The sequence below is a fragment of the Streptomyces sp. NPDC058001 genome, assembly GCF_042886315.1.
In the GTDB taxonomy this organism is placed as follows: Bacteria; Actinomycetota; Actinomycetes; order Streptomycetales; family Streptomycetaceae; genus Streptomyces.
The window spans coordinates 47,407-66,483 of the sequence record NZ_JBHVQT010000001.1; the positions used below are offsets into that span (position 1 = coordinate 47,407).

Genomic DNA, 19,077 nt, shown 5'->3' on the forward strand with positions numbered 1-19,077 from the left:
AGTCGCTACCCGGAGTCGCTACCCAGAGTCGCTACCCGGCCGGTGGCCGCCAGGCCGTCAGACCGCCGCTGTGCGGGAGCGGATACGGGGTCCAGTCGCGCGCGTACGACGGGGGCCGCCGGCCGCCGGCCGTGAGGACCGCGGTCGGCTGCCGGGGGATCATGCGCAGCAACTCGGCCCGGGTCACCGAGGTGTTGTTGCCGCCGATCTGCGCCGACGCGCAGCCCGCGTCGTACGCCACCGGCAGCGCGCGATCCCCGGTGACCAGGCAGGGCGGGCTCAGGCCCAGGGCGCGCAGCCCGTCGGCGGCGGCGCGGTACCGCTGGTCGACGGCCGCCGTGACCGGTGTGAGCCGGTCCGTCTGCGCCGCCTGCGAGGCGAGCTGGGCGACCACGAGCAGCAGTACCACCGCAGCAGCGGGCCGCCCGTACCGGTGCACGGCCCGGACCGCGAGCGCCGCGACCGGGAGCGCGGCCAGGGCGTACGTGGGCAGCAGGAACCGGGGCGCCGCGTAGCCGATCAGGAGCACATAGGGCACCGCCATGGCGGCGGCGCAGGCCAGCGGCAGAAGGGTCACCTCCGCGCGCGTGAGGTCCCCGCCGGTGACCTGTCGGCGGTCGCGCAGTGCCAGCGCTGCCGCGACGGCCGCGAGGACCGGCAGGCACAGCCACCACAGCGAGACACCGACCGGCGGGTACGGCTCCCCGGTGCAGGGGCGGCAGAGCATGGGGCCGTCCAGCGCGCGCCAGGCATTGCCGACGTTGAGATGCAGGCCCATGCCGCCCTCGGTGGCGCTGGACACACGCAGACGCTCCCGGATCGAGCCCCAGCGCGCGTACGCCTCGACGGCCCACGGCACGGCGCCCGCCGCGAGGCCGCCGAGCAGATACGGCAGTGCCCGGCGCCGGGCACGGACGACGGCCGCCGTCAGCAGCAAAGGCAGACCCAGCCAGGCGGCGTCGTGGATCCGCAGCAGGGTGACCACCGTGAGCGAACCGGCCAGCCACCATCCCGCGCGCGGGTGGCCCGGCAGTCGCAGGAACCAGCCCACCGCGGCCACCGACGCCAGGGCCACCCCCATGTTGGGCATCGCCTGCGGCCCGTAAAGCTGGGTCGTCCACAGCCCGGCGAACAGCAGCGCCCCGAGCGCCGTGGCGGCCGGTCCGACGAGGTGCCGCCAGACCCGGAACGCCCCGTACAGGGCCGCCGCCGCGCCGAGCGCGAGTGCGATCCGCAGGGCCAGGACGGACGGGGTCGCGAAAATCACGGGCGCGACGAGGAAGCTGGTGCCGCGTGAGCGCGGGGCGCTGAACCAGGCGGCGGGATTCCGCGGGTCGACCTGGGAGACGTACACGCTTTCGTCCCACCCGAGCGCTCCCGAGAGCCGGGGCACGACGAGCAGGAGCTGAAGCAGCGCGTACGCGCAGGCGACGAGCCCGAGCCAGGGGACACGGTCGGGGTACCAGGGGGCCGCGCGCCCGGGTTGTACGGCGGGATCGGCGCGGCCCAGGACGGCCGTGGTGCCCCCGGCGGAGGCGTCGGGCGACCGGCGCGCGAGCGAGGGCGGACCAGGGCGCCCCGACAGGGCTTCGGTGGAGCGGGAGGCGGGACGCCACCGTCTTCTCACTGCGTCCCGCCCCCGGTCCGACCCGGGGCCTGCCGACCGGACCGGAGCCGAGGAGGACCTGCGGCCGGTCGGCAGGCGCCGGATGCCCGGGAACCAGGTCCCCGGGCGGCCCGCACGGGGGGCCGGCCATCCGTCAGGCGGTCCCCCGTGCGGGACGTACGCGGTCATGCGCGTCGGGTGGTGCTCCGCGGGGCGACGGTCAGGGTGCCCGGACGGCGTCCGCCGCGCAGGGCCCGGACGAGCGCGCGCCGACGGCGGCGCAGCGAGGCCGAGTACCGGTGGCGGGTCCGCAGCCAGGCGCGGCGCAGCCGGGTCGACCGCAGCTCGTCGAAGAGGAGTTCGTAACGGCCGACGATCGGGTCCGGGTCGAAGCGGCGGGCGCTCTGAAGGGCCGCCGCACCCATCGCCCGCCGGTGGCCGTCGTTCTCGATCAGGTCGAGCATCGCCTCCGCCAGCGCCTCCGCGTCGCCGACCGGCACCAGTCGCCCGTCGACCCCGTCGCGGATGATCTCCCCGGGTCCGAGCGGACAGTCAGTACTGATCACGGGTACCCCGCAGCGCATCGCCTCGACCAGGGTCATGCCGAACGACTCGGCGTCCGACGCGCTCACCACCAGGGACGCCTTCGCGAACTGCGGCTCGATGGGGGAGTGCGCGCCCATGAGCGTGGCGTGTCCGTCGAGGCCGAGGTCGTCGATGAGGGTCTGGAGGCGTTCGCGGTCTTCACCGCCGCCGTAGATCCGCAGCCGCCAGTCGGGCTGCTTCTCGGCGATGGTCGAGAACGCCTCGATCAGCAGGTCGAACCGCTTCCCGCGCACCAGCCGCCCCGCCGCCGCGACGACCGGTGCGGAGCCGTCGGACGGCGGGCAGTCGTGGGGCGCGGGCACGATGTTCGGCACCGACTGCACGGATACGCCCGGCAGCGGCATCCGCTCGCGGTACACCGCCGCGTCCGCCGCGGTCATGGTGACCACGGCGTCCAGGGTGCGGTAGTGCCGGGTCAGGACCTTGCGGAGCTGTTTGCCGTGGGCGTCGTGCCGCAGGTGCTCCTGGGCGACGCGCAGGGCGCGGCGGGGGCCGAAGAGCGCCAGATAGACGTTGATGCCGGGGCGCGTCCCGATGACGACGTCCGCGTCGCTCCGCTCCAGGTACTCGCGGACGCGGATGTCGATGAGCCGGTTGTACTGGTGGTGGCGCTTGTCCTCCTTGGGGAAGTCGCGGGCGGGCTGGCCAAAGGCGGCGTACCGCGAGTCCTGGCTGCCCACCCTGGTGTCGACCAGCGGAACGAGCCCCACGCGCGCGTCGACGGTGAACCGGGGGTCCTCCCGGTGCCGCATCATCGAGACGATCTCGACCTCGTGCCGGCCGGCGAACGCGGCGGCGAGGTTGAGGGTCGTCCGTACGGTCCCGCCGATCGCGTACGCGTTGTGGAGCAGGAACACGATCTTCATACGGTGTCCTCGGCGTCCTGGGTGGGCCCGGTGGTGTCGGTGGGCCTGGTGGGCTCGGTGGGCTGCTCGGCGGGCTCGGTCTGGTCGGGACCGTCCTGTCCGCGTCCCTGCACGTCCTCCGGCGGTTTCACGCGATGTCCTCCCGGGGCTTCCGCGTCTCGTCATACGGCCGTAGTGCGGCGGGCCCCCGCGGTCCACCCGGCGTATGCACGGGCTCAGACTGGCCGGGCGAGGTAAGCCGACCATCCGGCCCGGGTGAGAGCCGGGTAAGAAGACCACTGCGGAGGCGCTGGCCAGGCCGTTCGACGCGCCGGTATGGGCACACTGGGGGAGTGCCCCACACTGTGCTGCTCGCCGAGGACGACCGTGCCATCCGCCATTCCCTGGAACGCGCGCTGACGCTGGAGGGTTACGAGGTGACCGCTGTCGCCGACGGGATCGAGGCACTGGCGCGTGCCCATACGCACGGTGCCGACGTGCTCGTCCTCGACGTGATGATGCCCGGGATCGACGGGCTCCAGGTGTGCCGTGTGCTGCGCGCGGAAGGGGACCGTACGCCGATTCTGATGCTCACCGCGCGCGTGGAGACCGCCGACCGGATCGCGGGTCTGGACGCGGGGGCCGACGACTATGTGGTGAAGCCGTTCGACATCGAAGAGGTGTTCGCACGGTTGCGGGCGCTGCTCCGGCGGACCGGGGACGTCGGGATCGCGGGCGCCGCGGGTACGGGTCCTTTCGGCTGGGGGTCCAACGCGGGTTCCGGTTCCGGTGCGGTTTCCGGTTCCGGCGCGGCGGGCGCCGGCCAGGGAGCCGGTGGTCCGTCGGGTGAACCGGGCGGGGGACACGCGCCGGGCGCCGGGCAGGTGACGGCGGCCGATCTGCTGATCGACCCGCAGGCCCGGCGCGTCTGGCGGGGCGACCGCGAGCTGGAGCTGACCCGGACCGAGTTCGACCTGCTGGAACTACTCGTACGCAATGAGGGCATCGTCCTGGACCACGCCACGATCTACGACCGCATCTGGGGCTACGACTTCGGCCCCGGCTCCAAGAACCTCGCCGTGTACGTGGGCTATCTGCGCCGCAAGGTCGACGAGCCGGAGCGACCCGCCCTGATCCACACCGTGCGGGGCGTCGGCTACGTCCTGCGGGAGAACTGACGCCATGGCCCGTGGGCGCCTTCGTGCCGCTGTCGCGAGACTCCGGGTCCGCCGGTGGCTGCGGCTGCCTCCCGCGTCGCTGCGGACCACCTTCGCGGTGTCGTTCGCGGCCGTCGCCGCCGTGGTGACGCTGCTCGTCGGGTTCCTCAGCTACGACTCGGCGGCGCGGCTGGTCCGGGTCGACCAGCAGACCGCGTTCGACGGGGTCGTGCGGGACCTGCGTGACCAGGTGATCGTGACCACGCTCGACTCGAAGGACTTCACCCTGACCGATCCGGACCACGACGGTCCGCTCGACGAGCTGTTCCGGCCCACCCACACCAATGTCCAGATCCTCGGTCCGGGCGGCGCGATCGCCGACAAGGGCAAGCCCGAACTACCCGTCGGCGAACGGGAACGCACCGTCGCGAACGCCGGCGACTCGGGTGTGACGGTGCGGGAGAACGCGGAGGCGGGGGACGGCCACTACCGGATCGCGACCGTGTCGCTCGGCAAGGGGCGGGGCGCGGTGCAGGTCGCGCAGGAGCTGAGCGACACCGAGGACCTGCTCCAGACCCTCCAGCAGCGCACCGTGCTCTTCGCCCTGGCGGTGGTCGTCGCCGCGGGCATCGTCGGCTGGTGGCTCGCGCGCCGCATCACCGAACGCCTGGTGCGGCTCGCCGGCGTCGCCGAGGACGTGGCCCGTACGGGGATCCTGGACGCGCGCGTGCCGGTCGCCGGACGCGACGAGGTGGGGCGTCTGGGCCGTTCCTTCGACCGGATGCTGGGCCGCCTGGCCCGCTCCGAGGAGGACCAGCGGCGACTGGTGCAGGACGCGGGCCACGAACTCCGCACCCCGCTCACGTCGCTCCGTACGAACATCTCGATGCTGCGCCGTATCGAGGAGCTGCCCCCGGCGGCCCGGGACGAACTGGTCGCGGACCTGGCCCAGGAGTCCCTGGAGCTGACCGACCTGGTCAACGAGCTGGTCGACCTCGCGGCGGGCCAGCAGGACGACGAGCCGCCCGAGGAGGTCGCGCTCGGCGACATCGCGCAGGACGTCGCGGCACTGGCACGGCGCCGCACCGGCCGCACCGTGACGGTCTCGGCCGGTCCGTCCGGTGGCCCGGTCGTCCTCGGCCGCCCGGCCGCGCTCCAGCGGGCACTGTCCAACCTGGTCGAGAACGCCGCCAAGTTCGACCGCGACGGCACCGCGCCGATCGAGATCGTGGTCACGAGGGACGCCCACGGCGGGGGCCGCGTCGAGGTGCGCGACCGGGGCCCCGGCATCGCCGAGTCCGACCTCGCCCATATCTTCGACCGCTTCTACCGCGCCGCCGACGCCCGCAGTCTCCCCGGCTCGGGCCTGGGCCTGTCGATCGTCCAGGACGTGGCGACATCCCACGGAGGCACCGCTTTCGCGTCCTTGCGCCCCTCCGGCGGAGCCACCATCGGCTTCACGGTGCCCCTACCGCCCGACACGAACGGTACGAGGGCCCAGGGCCACACCAAGCACTGAGGCTGCTGCTCAGGTCTGCTCGGGTCTGCTCAGGGCCACACAAGGCAATAAGGCTGATGCCCCGCCTCATGCAGACGGTGGCTGAAATCCTGCCACTCGTGCAGCAGTTGATAGACGTTGTACGCGTCGCGGGGGCCGCCGCGGTCGGGGACCGTGGACCAGATGAACGCCGCCGCGCCCACCGCCTCCTCGCCGATGCCGCGCAGTGGGTCGACGACGGTCATGGGGAGCTTCACCACCGCGTAGTCCGGGTGGAGGACGACCAGTTCGAGCGGGGGGACCTTGTGCAGGGGTATGCCCTCGATGCCCGTGAGGACCATCGCGGCCATCGTCTCCGGCTTGATCTTGGTGAACATGCCGCCCATGCCGAGTTCGTCGCCGCCGAGTTCCTCGGGGCGCATCGAAATCGGCACACGTGCCGCTGTGGCGCCGTCCGGGGCACCGAAATATTTGTACGTCACCCCCACCCGCCCACTCCTGCTTCCCGCGTGTGCCCGCTCCGCACCGCCTCGTGCCGACGGGATCTGCGCTCCCGCCGCTCCCGCCGCCTCCGCCTCGCGCCGGTGCTTTCCCCGCCGGGCACGCCCGGGACCCAGGTCGTCGGTCCCCTCGCCCAGTCCGCCACCGCGATGCATATCTCCACCCGACTGCTTTTCTAAGGCGCACGGCCCCGGCCGCGCAACCCGATCATCGTGTCAGTGACCTCCCCCACGTCCGCCCGGCGAAACGTGCGGTGAAACATGTGTCCGCAGGATGACGGCGCGTCTGACACGACGGCTCGTGTGAGCTGTCCGTACGCAGGCCCAGTTTCGCAGACGCGAGCGGGCTGGGGGCCGGTCGTGGTGCGACGCGGGTGTCCGCGCGCCGTTCGGTGGCCGAGATCTTCCGCTCGTGGGCGGTGTCGGAGCACTGACCTACCCTGGGGAGGTCACCCGCCCCCGGAGTCGGAGAAGCCGCAGGTCATGACCGAACTGCCCTATCGATATGAAGCCCCCGTCTCACAGACGCTGTTCGACCGCGCGGCCCTCGTGACGCCCGGCGGCGTGAACTCTCCCGTGCGCGCGTTCCGCGCCGTGGGCGGTACACCCCGTTTCATGGTGTCCGGTACGGGCCCGTATCTGACCGACGCCGACGGCCGTGAGTACGTCGATCTGGTGTGCTCCTGGGGGCCGATGATCCTCGGCCATGCCAGGCCCGAGGTGATCGCCGCCGTCCAGGACGCCGTCGTGCGCGGCACGTCCTTCGGTACGCCCGGCGAGGGCGAGGTCGCGCTCGCCGAGGAGATCGTGGCCCGGGTGGCGCCGGTCGCCCAGGTCCGGCTGGTGTCCAGCGGTACGGAGGCGACGATGTCCGCCATCCGTCTCGCGCGCGGATTCACCGGACGCGCCAAGGTGATCAAGTTCGCCGGGTGCTACCACGGGCACGTCGACGCGCTGCTCGCCGCCGCCGGTTCCGGTGTCGCGACGTTCGCGCTCCCCGACACGCCGGGCGTCACCGGTGCCCAGGCCGGCGACACCGTCGTACTCCCGTACAACGACCTCGACGCGGTCCGTGCCGCCTTTGCCGCGCACCCTGGTGAGATCGCCTGCCTCATCACGGAGGCGTCGCCCGGCAACATGGGCGTGGTGCCGCCGGAACCGGGGTTCAACGCGGGCCTGAAACAGCTCTGCCGGGACAATGGCGCGCTGTACATCTCCGACGAGGTGATGACCGGATTCCGTACGTCAAAGGCGGGCTGGTTCGGGATCGACGGCGTCGAGCCGGACCTCATGACCTTCGGCAAGGTGATGGGCGGCGGGTTCCCGGCCGCCGCGTTCGGCGGACGCGCCGACGTCATGGCCGCGCTCGCCCCGGCCGGGCCGGTCTACCAGGCGGGCACCCTCTCCGGGAACCCGGTCGCGACCGCCGCGGGCCTGGCGCAGCTCCGCCTCCTCGACGACGCCGCGTACGCGACGGTCGACGCCGTCTCGGCCCGGCTGCGGGGGCTCGTCGGGGACGCGCTCACCAAGGAGGGCGTCGCGCACCAGGTGCAGAACGCCTCCAACATGTTCTCGGTGTTCTTCACGGACGGCGAGGTGCGGAACTACGAGGACGCCAAGCGGCAGGAGTCGTTCCGGTTCACCGCGTTCTTCCACTCCATGCTCGCGCAGGGCGTCTATCTGCCGCCCTCCGCCTTTGAGTCCTGGTTCGTGTCGACCGCCCACGACGAGCGGGCGATCGAGCGCGTCGCCGAGGCCCTCCCGGCCGCCGCCCGCGCCGCCGCCGAGGCCACGGAGGTCACCGAATGAGTGACAGCGTCGAACGCGCAGCCGAGCCCGCAGCCGAGAGCACAGCCGAGCGCACCGTCGTGCACGTCATGCGGCACGGCGAGGTGCACAACCCTGACGGGATCCTCTACGGGCGGCTGCCCGACTACCACCTCTCGGAGCTGGGGCGGCAGATGGCCGACCGGGTCGCCGAGCACCTCGCGACCCGCGACATCACCCATGTCGTCGCCTCGCCGCTGGAGCGCGCGCAGGAGACGGCGGCGCCGATCGCCAAGGCGCACGGTCTCGATGTGGCGAGCGACGCACGGCTGATGGAGGCGGGCAACGTCTTCCAGGGCAAGACCTTCGGCGTCGGCGACGGCGCCCTGCGCCGGCCGGAGAACTGGAAGCACCTGGTCAACCCGTTCAAGCCGTCCTGGGGCGAGCCCTATATCGAGCAGGTCGCCCGGATGAAGGCGGCCCTGGACGCGGCCCGCGACGCGGCCCGGGGGCACGAAGCGGTGTGCGTGAGCCACCAGTTGCCCATCTGGATCGTGCGCAGCGCGGTGGAGGGGCGCCGGCTGTGGCACGACCCGCGCCGCCGCCAGTGCACCCTCGCGTCCCTGACGACCTTCACCTACGAGGGCGACCGCATCGTCTCGGTCGGCTACACGGAACCGGCGAGGGACCTCGTACCGTCCCATCTTCTGGCGGGCGCCAAGCCGGTGAAGGGTAAGGACAAGGCATTCGGAGCGTAAGCACCGCGTGGGCAGAGCGTAGGCATCCGTAAGCGATGCGTCAGCGATACGCCAGCGAGCCGAGCGCCTTTCCCGCGCGGTGAGTTACATCTCCGCAAAATCCCCGGCATATGTTCCTGTGATCGGAACCCGTGGGTTCTGCGCGCCCTCTAACAGGTCGTTCATCAGGAATGGACGGACCACGACGGGGCGCGACGAATCAGGGGACGGACGGAATGCGGGACATCGACCGCGGGGGAAGCCGGAGCCGTACGGAAAGCGGAAGCGGCGGCGGTAGTGCACACGGAAGCGACGACGGGGACGGCCGCGGTGACATAGGCGGCGATGACATAGGTCGCGGTGACATAGCCGCCGACAGCGACACAGGCGCCGACAGCGACATAGGTGGCGGCGCCCGGCGGCGGGGGCTCGATCGCCGGGGACTCAGCCGCCGGGGCATGCTCGGGCTCGGCGCGGGCACCGCCGCCGCACTCGGCCTCGCCGCATGCAGCAAGGGCAGTTCGGGTTCCGGTACGGGAGCCGGGCACACGGGCGGCGACCGGCCCGGCGGCGGCAAGCCCAGTCCCACGGGCCACCCCGCCAAACCGCTCGGGGACGGTTCGACCGCGTACACCGGAAAGCAGCCGAAGCAGCCCGCGAAGCCCGTTCCGCTCGAACCCGGGGAAACTCCACCGCAGTTCGTGGTCTTTTCCTGGGACGGTGCGGGTGAAGTCGGAAATGGTCTCTTCCCGCGTTTCCTCCAGCTCGCCGAGGACCACGACGCGCACATGACCTTCTTTCTCTCCGGGATCTATCTGTTGCCCGAGTCGAAGAAGCGCCTCTATCGCCCGCCGAACAACCCGGTGGGTGCCTCCGATATCGGGTATCTCACCGATGCCCATATCAAGGACACCCTGAAGAACCTTCGGCGCGCCTGGCTCGACGGGCATGAGATCGGCACGCATTTCAACGGGCACTTCTGCGGCGGCGGCGGTTCCGTCGGCAACTGGACCCCGACGCAGTGGCGCAGCGAGATCGACCAGGCCAAGTCCTTTGTCAAGAATTGGCGTACCAACTCGGGCTGGACCGATCTGCCCGCGCTGCCCTTCGACTACGACAAGGAACTCATCGGCGGCCGTACGCCCTGTCTGCTCGGCCAGGACAACCTGCTGCCCACCGCCCGCGCGCTGGGCTGGCGCTACGACGCGTCCTCGCCGGGCGGGCGGCAGCAGTGGCCGCGGAAGAAGGGCGGCGTGTGGGATCTGCCACTCCAGGGCATCCCGTTCCCCGGCCACACGTTCGAGGTTCTCTCGATGGACTACAACATCCTCGCCAACCAGTCCCAGAACTCGACCAAGGCGCCCCCGGCGAACTACCCGCGCTGGCGCGAGCAGGCGGCGGGCGCCTACCTCGCCGGGTTCCGCCGCGCGTACGAGACCAACCGGGCGCCCTTCTTCGTAGGCAACCACTTCGAGGAGTGGAACGGCGGTATCTATATGGATGCCGTCGAGGAAGCACTGGGGCGCATGGCGGGCAAGAAGGATGTACGGCTGGTCTCCTTCCGGCAGTTCGTGGACTGGCTCGACGTCCAACGCCCCGAGGTCCTGGAGAAGCTCCGCACGCTCGACGTGGGCCAGGAACCGGCGGGTGGCTGGAACGCCTTCCTCAAGGAGGCCCCGGCGAGCGGGTCGAGCACCGGCACCAATACATCCCCGGACACCGGAAGTGCCACCTGATAGGCGGTTTCTCCTCCCCGAGGGGGGTGCGGAAGATCCCCGAAACGGGCATGCGAAACTTTTCACATGAGTGCCGCCCGCCGCACCCCCCAGAGCCGTCACACCCGTAGTGGCCGCGCCGTCCTGCTCTCGGCCGGCGCCGTGACCGCCGCGCTCGCCCTGACCGCGTGCGCCTCGGGCGGCACCTCCGGGGGCTCCGGGAACACCAACTACATCACCGGCTCCGACGGCGTCGCCACCGTCAAGAAGGCCGACCGCAAGAGCGGTCCGCAGCTCGACGGCGAGACCCTGGAGGGCAAGCAGCTCGACGTCACGGACCTCAAAGGGAAGATCGTCGTCCTGAACATCTGGGGCTCGTGGTGCCCGCCCTGCCGCGCGGAGGCACCCGGCTTCGCCAAGGTCTCCAAGGAGTCCAAGGCACAGGGCGTCGAGTTCGTCGGCATCAACACCCGTGACACCGACCGGGCCCCGGCCAAGGAGTTCGAGAAGAACTTCGGCGTCACCTACCCGAGCCTCTACGACCCGATGGGCAAGCTGATGCTCCGCTTCCCGAAGGGCACGCTCAACCCGCAGTCGATCCCCTCCACCGTCGTACTCGACCGCGACGGCAAGATCGCCGTCCGGTCGCTGACGGCGCTCAGCGAGGAGAAACTGCGCTCCATCCTCAAGCCGCTGATCGCGGAGAAGTGATCGGTGTGAGCGCACTCGCCGCGGTCGGCGACCTGAACCAGACCGTCTTCAGCGGGGCCCTGCTGCTCGCCCTGCCGATCGCGGTACTCGGCGGTCTCGTCTCCTTCTTCTCGCCCTGCGTCCTGCCCCTCGTCCCCGGCTACCTCTCGTACGTCACCGGGGTCTCCGGCACCGATCTGGCGGAGGCCAGACGCGGGCGGATGGCGGCGGGCGCCGGACTGTTCGTGCTCGGCTTCACCGTCGTGTTCGTCTCCGGCGGCGCCCTGTTCGGCTTCTTCGGCGAAACGCTCAAGGAGCACCAGGAGACCCTGTCGAGGGTGCTCGGCGTGCTGATGGTGCTGCTCGGGGTGTTCTTCCTGGGCCTGATGCCCTGGCTGACCCAGCGTGAGTTCCGCTTCCACAAGCGGCCGGCCGCGGGTCTCGCGGGCGCCCCGGTACTCGGCGCCCTCTTCGGAATCGGCTGGGCCCCGTGCGTGGGCCCGACCCTCGCCTCCGTGAACGCGCTCGCGATGGACCAGGCGAGCGCGGGCCGCGGGGCCATACTGACGGTCGCGTACTGCCTCGGCCTCGGGCTCCCCTTCGTCGTCGCGGCGATCGCCTTCCGCAAGGCGCTCGGCACCTTCGGCTGGGTCAAGCGCCACTACGCGTGGGTGATGCGGATCGGCGGCGGCATGATGATCGCGACCGGGCTGCTGCTGCTGACCGGCGCGTGGGACAGCATCGTCCAGGAGATGCAGGTCTGGTCCAACGGCTTCACGGTGGGGATCTGATCCATGAGCGACATCAAGACGGACGGCGAGCGAGCACAGGCCGAAGCCGACCGCGCCCAGGCCGCCGCCGACGACCGCGATCTCGGCGCCGCCGGCTCGCAGTTGTCCACCGCCCCCGTCGAGGACTCCGCGACCAATTTCTTCGCGCTCGGCGTCATCGGCTGGGCCCGCTGGTTCTGGCGGCAGCTCACCTCGATGCGGGTCGCCCTGATCCTGCTGCTGCTCCTGTCGCTCGGCGCGATCCCCGGCTCCCTCATCCCGCAGAGCGGCACCGACGACTTCCGGGTCGACGAGTTCCGCAAGAGCCACGACACGCTCGGGCCGCTCTACGACAAGCTCGGCCTCTTCCACGTCTACAGCTCGGTGTGGTTCTCGGCGATCTACATCCTGCTGTTCGTCTCGCTCATCGGCTGCATCGTGCCCCGCACCTGGCAGTTCGTCGGCCAGCTCCGCAGCCGCCCGCCGGGCGCGCCGCGCAGGCTGACCCGGCTGCCGGCCTACGCGACCTGGCGCACCGACGCGGAACCCGAGCGGGTACGTGAGGCCGCGCTCACCCTGCTGAAGGGGCGCCGTTTCCGCGCGCACCTCGCCGGGGACGCCGTCGCCGCCGAGAAGGGCTATCTCCGCGAGGCCGGGAACCTCCTCTTCCATATCGCGCTGATCGTGATGCTGATCGCCTTCGCCGCGGGCCAGCTCCTCAAGTCCGAGGGCAACAAGCTGATCCTGGAGGGCGACGGCTTCTCCAACACGCTCACGCAGTACGACGACTTCAAGTCCGGCAACCTCTTCACGCCCGACGAGCTGGAACCGTTCAGCTTCCGCCTCGACAAGTTCGAGGGCAGCTACGAGCCCACCGGACCCAACAAGGGCACCCCGCGCACGTACCAGGCGGACGTCACGTACAGCAAAGGCGTCGACGGTGCCGAGCAGAAACGGCTTATCAAGGTCAACGAGCCGTTGGAGATCAACGGTTCCAAGGTCTACCTCGTCAGTCACGGGTACGCGCCCGTCGTCACCGTCCGGGACGGCCGCGGCAAGGTCGTCTTCAGCCAGGCCGTGCCGCTGCTGCCGCTCGACTCGAACGTCACCTCGTCCGGCGCCATCAAGGTGCTCGACGGCTACCGCGACAAGAACGGCACCAAGGAACAGCTCGGGTTCAACGCCTTCTTCGTGCCGACCTTCGCGGGCTTCGGGCAGGGCCAGATGCTCTCCCAGTTCCCGGCGCTCGACTACCCCGTCCTCGCGCTGTCCGCGTACCACGGCTCCCTCGGCGTCGACGCGGGGCTGCCGCAGAACGTGTACCAGCTCGACAAGACCAAGCTGAAGGAGTTCAAGGACTCCAAGGGTGAGCTGCTCAAGACGCGGCTGCGGCCCGGCGAGACCATGGAGCTTCCGAACGGCGCCGGCTCGATCACCTTCGAGAAGGACATCCGGGAGTGGGCCGGCTTCCAGATCACCCGTCAGCCCGGCAGCGGCTGGGCGCTCGGCGCCGCGCTCGCAGCCATCGCCGGACTCGCCGGCTCCCTCTTCATCCAGCGCCGCCGCGTGTGGGTGCGGGCCACCACCGGAGCCGACGGGGTCACCGTCGTCGAGATGGCCGGGCTCGGCCGCAGCGAGTCCGCGAAGGTGCCCGAGGAACTCTCCGAACTCGCCGGTGCCGTGCACGACACGGCACCCACGGCACCCACATCGACCGGGGGCAGCCCGCCCACGGCCACCGACCCCGACACCCCAGTCGTACCCGTCGAAGGGGCAGAGAAGTGACTCTCGCCGCCGCAACCAACGAAAACCTGGCGCAGATCAGCAATGTGCTGATCTACTCCGCGATGGCCGTCTACACACTGGCCTTCTTCGCGCATCTGGCCGAGTGGGTCTTCGGTAGCCGCAGCAAGGTCGGCCGTACGGCCGCGGCGCTGACCGCGACCTCCGGCTCCGGCTCGGGCTCCGGCTCCGGCAAGGGCGCCGCCGGTGCCGGGCCCGCCGTGACCGTGCGGTCCGAGGGCGGTACGACCGTTCTGGAACGGCCCCAGGTCATCACCCGGTCCGCGGCCGGCACGCGTGACGTGCCGGACGGTCCCGGTGCCTCGGGCGGTGACGCGCAGGGCGACCTGTACGGCCGGATCGCGGTCTCGCTCACCGCGCTCGCGTTCCTCGTCGAGGCGGGCGGTGTCGTCACCCGCGCCCTGTCGGTGCAGCGGGCGCCGTGGGGCAACATGTACGAGTTCAACATCACCTTCACCACGGTCGCCGTCGGTGTCTACCTCGCGCTGCTCGCGCTGAAGAAGAACGTCCGCTGGATCGGGCTCCCGCTGGTCACCACGGTCCTGCTCGACCTCGGACTCGCCGTCACCGTCCTCTACACGGCCAGCGACCAGCTCGTGCCCGCGCTCCACTCGTACTGGCTGTGGATCCACGTCTCGACGGCCATCTTCTGCGGCGCGGTCTTCTACGTGGGTGCCGTCAGCACGATCCTGTACCTGTTCCGGGACTCGTACGAGAACAAGCTCGCGAGCGGGGGGACGCCCGGGAAGTTCGCCACGTCGGTCCTTGAGCGGTTGCCCGCGGCGGCGACGCTGGACAAGTTCTCGTACCGGGTGAACGCCGCCGTGTTCCCGCTGTGGACCTTCACGATCATCGCCGGGGCGATCTGGGCCGGCGACGCGTGGGGTCGGTACTGGGGTTGGGACCCGAAGGAGACCTGGTCCTTCATCACCTGGATTGCCTACGCGTGCTACCTGCACGCCCGCGCCACCGCCGGCTGGAAGGGCCGCAAGGCCGCCTACCTGGCCCTGATCGCCTTCGGCTGCTGGCTCTTCAACTACTACGGAGTCAACATCTTCGTCACCGGCAAACACTCGTACGCAGGCGTATAGACCGGTCGTATGGGGGGTGCCCCCCCATACCCCCCATCGGATGCCTGCCCCACACCGCCGGACACCCCCGCCGGGGGCTGACCACCGCTGCGGCGGACCAACCTCACGCCTGCGGCGCGGACGGTCTCGCGCCTGCGGCGGAGTCAACCCCGCCGGGGCGGGAAGAGCCTTGCGCGTGCGGCGGGAACTGTCTCGCGCCTGTGGCGGGAGCGCGGGCCGCGCCTGTCGGTGGCGGAGCGTGCCCCGTTCCGACGCCCCCGCCGGGGCTGAGCGCCGCTGCGGCGCAAAGAACCAAACCCGCCGGGGCGGGAGCCCCTTTTCGGTGTGGCGCCAATGAACCCCGGAGCGGGTCCCGGGCCCGTCCCCACACCGCCGGACACTCTCGCCGGGGGCTGAGCGCCGCTGGGGCGGGAGAGAAACCCGCCTGCGGCGGGACCAACCTCGCGCCTGCGGCGCGGACGGCCTCGCGCCTGTGGCGGAGTCAACCCCGCCGGGGCTGGAACAGTCTCGGGTATTCGGCGGGCTGTACGGTGCGCGCCTCCGGACCCGTCAGGGTCGATGCTTCCGGCCGCAGGCGGGTTCTGGCGGAGGTTACGGCGGACTGCGTGGGGTGTACCCCGGCAGGGGGGCGCGCCGCAGGCGGGGTTTTTCCGGTTGTCCGCCGGAGGTTACGGCTTGGGGTCTTCTTCCGGGTTGGGGGTCTCTCCGTTGCGGCGGAGGTTTTCCTCTCGGCGGCGGAGGTCGGCTTCCCAGTCCTTCAGGAGGGCTTCGTCCTTCTTGTTCTCTTCCTTCAGGGATTTCAGGAAGTCCGGGTTGTCGTCGGGGGCGACGAACTCCGTGCGGTGGTTGCGGTGCCATTCCGACGGGGTCGCGCCGCCGGCGGGGGCTTTGCGGACCTTGCCTGCGACCAGCCACGCGATCGGGCCGAGCAGCACCGTGCCGAAGAGCAGCACGATGATCACCCAGACCACCTTCGGGAGGTGCTTGACCTCTTCCTCCGGTGTGTTCAGGCAGTCGATGAACGCGTAGATCCACAGCGCCAGTACCAGCAGAGTGGGCAGATACCTGAGCATGGTGGTCCGAACCCCCGGAATGTGACGGTGGGCCGCAGCGCGGCCCCGGTGACGGGGCCAGGGTAACCGGTACCGGATACTGGACCGCATGGCTTACGACGATCTTCGGTCCCTGCTCCGCGCACTGGAACGCGAGGGCGATCTCAAGCGAGTCAAGGTGGAAGTCGACCCCTACCTGGAGGTCGGGGAGATCGTCGACCGGGTCCAGAAGGCCCAGGGCCCCGCGTTGCTGTTCGAGAACGTCAAGGGCTCCGCCATGCCGCTGGCGATGAACGTCTTCGGGACCGACCGTCGCCTGCTGAAGGCCCTCGGCCTGAAGTCGTACGCCGAGATCAGCGACCGCATCGGCGGCCTGCTCAAGCCGGAGCTGCCGCACGGCTTCGTCGGCGTCCGCGAGGCATTCGGCAAGCTCGGCGCCATGGCCCACGTACCGCCGAAGAAGGTCAAGGACGGACCCGTGCAGGAGGTGGTGCTGCGCGGTGACGACGTCGATCTGGACGCGCTGCCCGCGCTGTTCACCTGGCCGCAGGACGGCGGTTCCTTCTTCAATCTGGGTCTCACCCACACCAAGGACCCGGACAGCGGCATCCGCAACCTCGGGCTCTACCGGCTCCAGCGCCACGACCGCCGCACCATCGGTATGCACTGGCAGATCCACAAGGACAGCCGCAACCACTACCAGGTCGCCGCCCGCCGGGGCGAGAAGCTGCCCGTCGCCATCGCCTTCGGCTGCCCGCCCGCCGTGACCTACGCCGCCACCGCCCCGCTCCCCGGCGACATCGACGAGTACCTCTTCGCCGGTTTCCTCCAGGGCAAGCGCATCGAGATGGTCGACTGCAAGACCGTGCCGCTCCAGGTCCCCGCGCAGGCCGAGGTCGTCCTGGAGGGCTGGCTCGAACCCGGGGAGATGCTCCCCGAGGGCCCCTTCGGCGACCACACCGGCTTCTACACCCCGCAGGAACCCTTCCCCGCGCTCACCATCGACTGCGTCACCATGCGCAAGCGACCGCTCCTCCAGTCGACCGTCGTCGGCCGCCCCCCGCTGGAGGACGGCCCCCTGGGCCGCGCCACCGAACGGTTCTTCCTTCCCCTGCTCAAGATCATCGTGCCGGACATCGTGGACTACCACCTGCCCGAGGCCGGCGGCTTCCACAACTGCGCGATCGTCTCGATCGACAAGAAGTACCCGAAGCACGCCCAGAAGGTCATGCATGCCATCTGGGGTGCCCACATGATGTCCCTGACCAAACTGATCGTCGTCGTGGACTCCGACTGCGACGTGCACGATCTGCACGAGGTGGCCTGGCGCGCCCTCGGCAATGTCGACTACGCCCGCGACCTGTCCGTCGTCGAAGGCCCCGTCGACCATCTCGACCACGCCTCCTACCAGCAGTTCTGGGGCGGCAAGGCCGGCATCGACGCCACCAAGAAGCTGCCCGAGGAGGGCTACACCCGCGACGGCGGCTGGCCGGACATGGTGCTGCCCGACCCGGAGACGGCGGCCACGGTCGACCGCCGCTGGAAGGAGTACGGGCTGTGAGTTCCGCCGCCGAAGGGCTCATCGGAGGTGCCGGGCCCGCCCGCCCCGCCGGCAAGGTCAAGTCGTTCCTGCGGCTCGTCATGATCGAGCACTCGGTGTTCGCGCTGCCCTTCGCCTATATCGCCGCCCTCACCGCCATGTTCCAGTGGGACAAGAACATCCACTGGGGCCGACTGCTGCTGGTCACCCTCGCCATGGTCGGGCTGCGGACCTTCGCGATGGCCTGCAACCGGATCATCGACCGCGAGATCGACGCCCGCAACCCCCGCACCGCAGGCCGCGAGATCGTCACCGGCGCCGTCTCCGTACGCTCCGCGTGGACCGGCGCACTCGTCGCCGTCGTCCTCTTCCTCGGTGCCGCCGCCCTGCTGAACCCCCTCTGTCTCGCGCTCGCGCCCATCGCGGTCGTCCCGATGGTCGTCTACCCCTACGGCAAGCGGTTCACGAACTTCCCGCACGCCATCCTCGGTATCGCCCAGGCCATGGGCCCGGTCGGCGCCTGGATCGCGATCACCGGCTCCTGGGACTGGGACGCGGTGATCCTCGGACTCGCCGTCGGCGTCTGGATCGGCGGCTTCGACCTGATCTTCGGCTCCCAGGACGTCCAGGCCGACCGCGCGCACGGCGTGAAGTCGGTCCCGGCCCGCTTCGGCATCCCCGCCGCGCTGTACGGCGCCCGGGTGTGCCACGTGATCACCATGGCGCTGTTCGTCTGGTACGCGATGGCGACCGGTGCCGGGTTCTTCTTCTGGCTCGGTCTGGTGATCGTCGCCATGGCGTTCCTCTACGAGCACTCCATCGTCCGCCCGAACGACCTCTCCCGGCTGAACCGCGCCTTCTTCACCACGAACGGCTTCATCGGGATCGCCCTGTTCGTGTGCGCGCTGCTCGACCTGCTGGTGCGCGGTCTGACGGTCTGAGGCCGCGACTCAGGGTATGTACGGCGGTGCCGTGCGCGGTGTCGCCGTGATCTCCCGGGGCCGCCGGAAGAAGAAGGCCGCGAGGACACCGCCGATCAGCCCGAACAGATGGCCCTGCCAACTGATACCGGAGTCCGTCGGCAGCACGCCCCACAGGATCGAGCCGTAGACCGCCGCGACGATCACGCCCACCACGATGTCCAGCGGTCTGCGGTCCACGAAGCCGCGCACCAGGAGATAGCCGAAGAGGCCGAAGACCACACCGGACGCGCCCAGCGTCACCGTGTTCGGCGGAGCCGTCAGCCAGACGCCGAGGCCGCTGACCACGATCACCGTGGCGACGACGGCGGCGAATCTCCGTATCCCCGCGAGGGCGGCGATGAAGCCGAGGATCAGCAGGGGCACGGTGTTGGACGCCACATGGTCCCAACTGCCGTGCAGGAACGCCGCCGGGACGATGTCCCGCAGTTCGGTGAGGCGGCGGGGTGTGATGCCGTAGGTGTCCAGGGCGTGGTTCGTCGCCGTGTCGACGCCCTCCAGGATCCACAGCAGCGCCACCCAGACCAGCATCACCTTGCCGGCCGTCATCGCCCGTCCGCCGCGAAGGTCCCTGCCGCGCAGGCCCCTTCCGCGAAGGCCCCCGCCACGGGAGCGCCCGCCGTCGTCCGGCCGCTCGCCCGGGGTGCCGTACGGCTGCCCGTACGGCCTCGGTGTGTCGAATGCCATCGCTGTCCTCCCCGTCCCCTCGCCCGTCCCGTC

At 70.7% G+C, this 19,077-nt stretch carries 17 protein-coding genes; 11 read left to right on the forward strand and 6 right to left on the reverse strand.

Translation table 11 applies throughout. The features are described 5' to 3' along the window. Positions 1 to 31 precede the first annotated feature (31 nt). From ACFVT5_RS00240 to ACFVT5_RS00250, 3 genes are all read right to left on the reverse strand, one after another. On the reverse strand, positions 32 to 1,627 hold the full coding sequence (locus tag ACFVT5_RS00240; RefSeq protein WP_389879820.1) for a hypothetical protein: 1,596 nt from the start codon (positions 1,625 to 1,627) through the stop codon (positions 32 to 34). Positions 1,628 to 1,791: 164 nt separating this feature from the next. Beyond that, positions 1,792 to 3,078 carry a glycosyltransferase family 4 protein gene (locus tag ACFVT5_RS00245; RefSeq protein WP_389879822.1) on the reverse strand — a complete coding sequence of 429 codons (1,287 nt, stop codon included), beginning with the start codon at positions 3,076 to 3,078 and terminating at the stop codon, positions 1,792 to 1,794. After that, positions 3,075 to 3,209: a hypothetical protein gene (locus ACFVT5_RS00250; protein WP_389879824.1), complete on the reverse strand. Its 135-nt coding sequence runs from the start codon at positions 3,207 to 3,209 to the stop codon at positions 3,075 to 3,077. The genes ACFVT5_RS00245 and ACFVT5_RS00250 overlap by 4 nt, the downstream gene beginning before the upstream one ends. Before the next feature lie 201 nt (positions 3,210 to 3,410). Here ACFVT5_RS00250 and ACFVT5_RS00255 point away from each other — a divergent pair, with 201 nt between their 5' ends. Continuing rightward, positions 3,411 to 4,235 (forward strand): response regulator transcription factor, encoded by an 825-nt coding sequence (locus tag ACFVT5_RS00255; protein WP_389879826.1) that lies wholly within the window; start codon positions 3,411 to 3,413, stop codon positions 4,233 to 4,235. A gap of 4 nt (positions 4,236 to 4,239) precedes the next feature. Continuing rightward, positions 4,240 to 5,733: an ATP-binding protein gene (locus ACFVT5_RS00260; RefSeq protein WP_389879828.1), complete on the forward strand. Its 1,494-nt coding sequence runs from the start codon at positions 4,240 to 4,242 to the stop codon at positions 5,731 to 5,733. Between the two features lie 29 nt (positions 5,734 to 5,762). On the opposite strand, the gene ACFVT5_RS00265 is transcribed toward ACFVT5_RS00260, so the two are convergent. Beyond that, positions 5,763 to 6,368 (reverse strand): hypothetical protein, encoded by a 606-nt coding sequence (locus ACFVT5_RS00265; RefSeq protein ID WP_389879830.1) that lies wholly within the window; start codon positions 6,366 to 6,368, stop codon positions 5,763 to 5,765. Positions 6,369 to 6,695: 327 nt separating this feature from the next. Here ACFVT5_RS00265 and hemL point away from each other — a divergent pair, with 327 nt between their 5' ends. The 7 genes from hemL (at position 6,696) to ccsB (ending at position 14,785) form a co-directional block, all read left to right on the forward strand. Then, on the forward strand, positions 6,696 to 8,021 hold the full coding sequence (gene hemL / locus ACFVT5_RS00270) for a glutamate-1-semialdehyde 2,1-aminomutase (protein ID WP_389879832.1): 1,326 nt from the start codon (positions 6,696 to 6,698) through the stop codon (positions 8,019 to 8,021). After that, entirely contained in the window at positions 8,018 to 8,737 is a 720-nt protein-coding gene (locus ACFVT5_RS00275; RefSeq protein ID WP_389879834.1) for a histidine phosphatase family protein, read from the forward strand. The genes hemL and ACFVT5_RS00275 overlap by 4 nt, the downstream gene beginning before the upstream one ends. Positions 8,738 to 9,174: 437 nt before the next feature. Then, positions 9,175 to 10,452, forward strand: coding sequence for a hypothetical protein (locus ACFVT5_RS00280; RefSeq protein ID WP_389880926.1), 1,278 nt, complete (start codon positions 9,175 to 9,177; stop codon positions 10,450 to 10,452). Positions 10,453 to 10,518: 66 nt separating this feature from the next. Beyond that, a complete protein-coding gene (locus ACFVT5_RS00285) occupies positions 10,519 to 11,142 on the forward strand; it encodes a TlpA family protein disulfide reductase (protein ID WP_389879836.1) in 624 nt (207 codons plus the stop codon). A gap of 5 nt (positions 11,143 to 11,147) precedes the next feature. Next, positions 11,148 to 11,912, forward strand: coding sequence for a cytochrome c biogenesis CcdA family protein (locus ACFVT5_RS00290; protein ID WP_389879838.1), 765 nt, complete (start codon positions 11,148 to 11,150; stop codon positions 11,910 to 11,912). A 3-nt stretch (positions 11,913 to 11,915) separates the two neighbouring features. Further along, positions 11,916 to 13,676, forward strand: a complete 1,761-nt coding sequence (locus ACFVT5_RS00295; RefSeq protein WP_389879840.1) for a cytochrome c biogenesis protein ResB — start codon at positions 11,916 to 11,918, stop codon at positions 13,674 to 13,676. Further along, on the forward strand, positions 13,673 to 14,785 hold the full coding sequence (ccsB, locus tag ACFVT5_RS00300; protein WP_389879841.1) for a c-type cytochrome biogenesis protein CcsB: 1,113 nt from the start codon (positions 13,673 to 13,675) through the stop codon (positions 14,783 to 14,785). The genes ACFVT5_RS00295 and ccsB overlap by 4 nt, the downstream gene beginning before the upstream one ends. A 668-nt stretch (positions 14,786 to 15,453) precedes the next feature. Here the strand turns inward: ccsB and ACFVT5_RS00305 are convergent. Continuing rightward, entirely contained in the window at positions 15,454 to 15,858 is a 405-nt protein-coding gene (locus ACFVT5_RS00305; RefSeq protein ID WP_389879843.1) for a PLD nuclease N-terminal domain-containing protein, read from the reverse strand. An 88-nt stretch (positions 15,859 to 15,946) separates the two neighbouring features. On the opposite strand from ACFVT5_RS00305, the gene ACFVT5_RS00310 reads away from it, so the two are divergent. Both ACFVT5_RS00310 and mqnP read left to right on the forward strand, forming a co-directional pair. After that, positions 15,947 to 17,398 carry a menaquinone biosynthesis decarboxylase gene (locus ACFVT5_RS00310; RefSeq protein WP_389879845.1) on the forward strand — a complete coding sequence of 484 codons (1,452 nt, stop codon included), beginning with the start codon at positions 15,947 to 15,949 and terminating at the stop codon, positions 17,396 to 17,398. Continuing rightward, positions 17,395 to 18,318, forward strand: a complete 924-nt coding sequence (mqnP, locus tag ACFVT5_RS00315) for a menaquinone biosynthesis prenyltransferase MqnP (RefSeq protein ID WP_389879846.1) — start codon at positions 17,395 to 17,397, stop codon at positions 18,316 to 18,318. Before ACFVT5_RS00310 ends, mqnP begins: the two co-directional genes overlap by 4 nt. A 9-nt stretch (positions 18,319 to 18,327) precedes the next feature. Here mqnP and ACFVT5_RS00320 read toward each other — a convergent pair whose 3' ends face one another. Beyond that, positions 18,328 to 18,906, reverse strand: a complete 579-nt coding sequence (locus ACFVT5_RS00320) for a rhomboid family intramembrane serine protease (protein WP_389880928.1) — start codon at positions 18,904 to 18,906, stop codon at positions 18,328 to 18,330. Positions 18,907 to 19,077 lie beyond the last annotated feature (171 nt).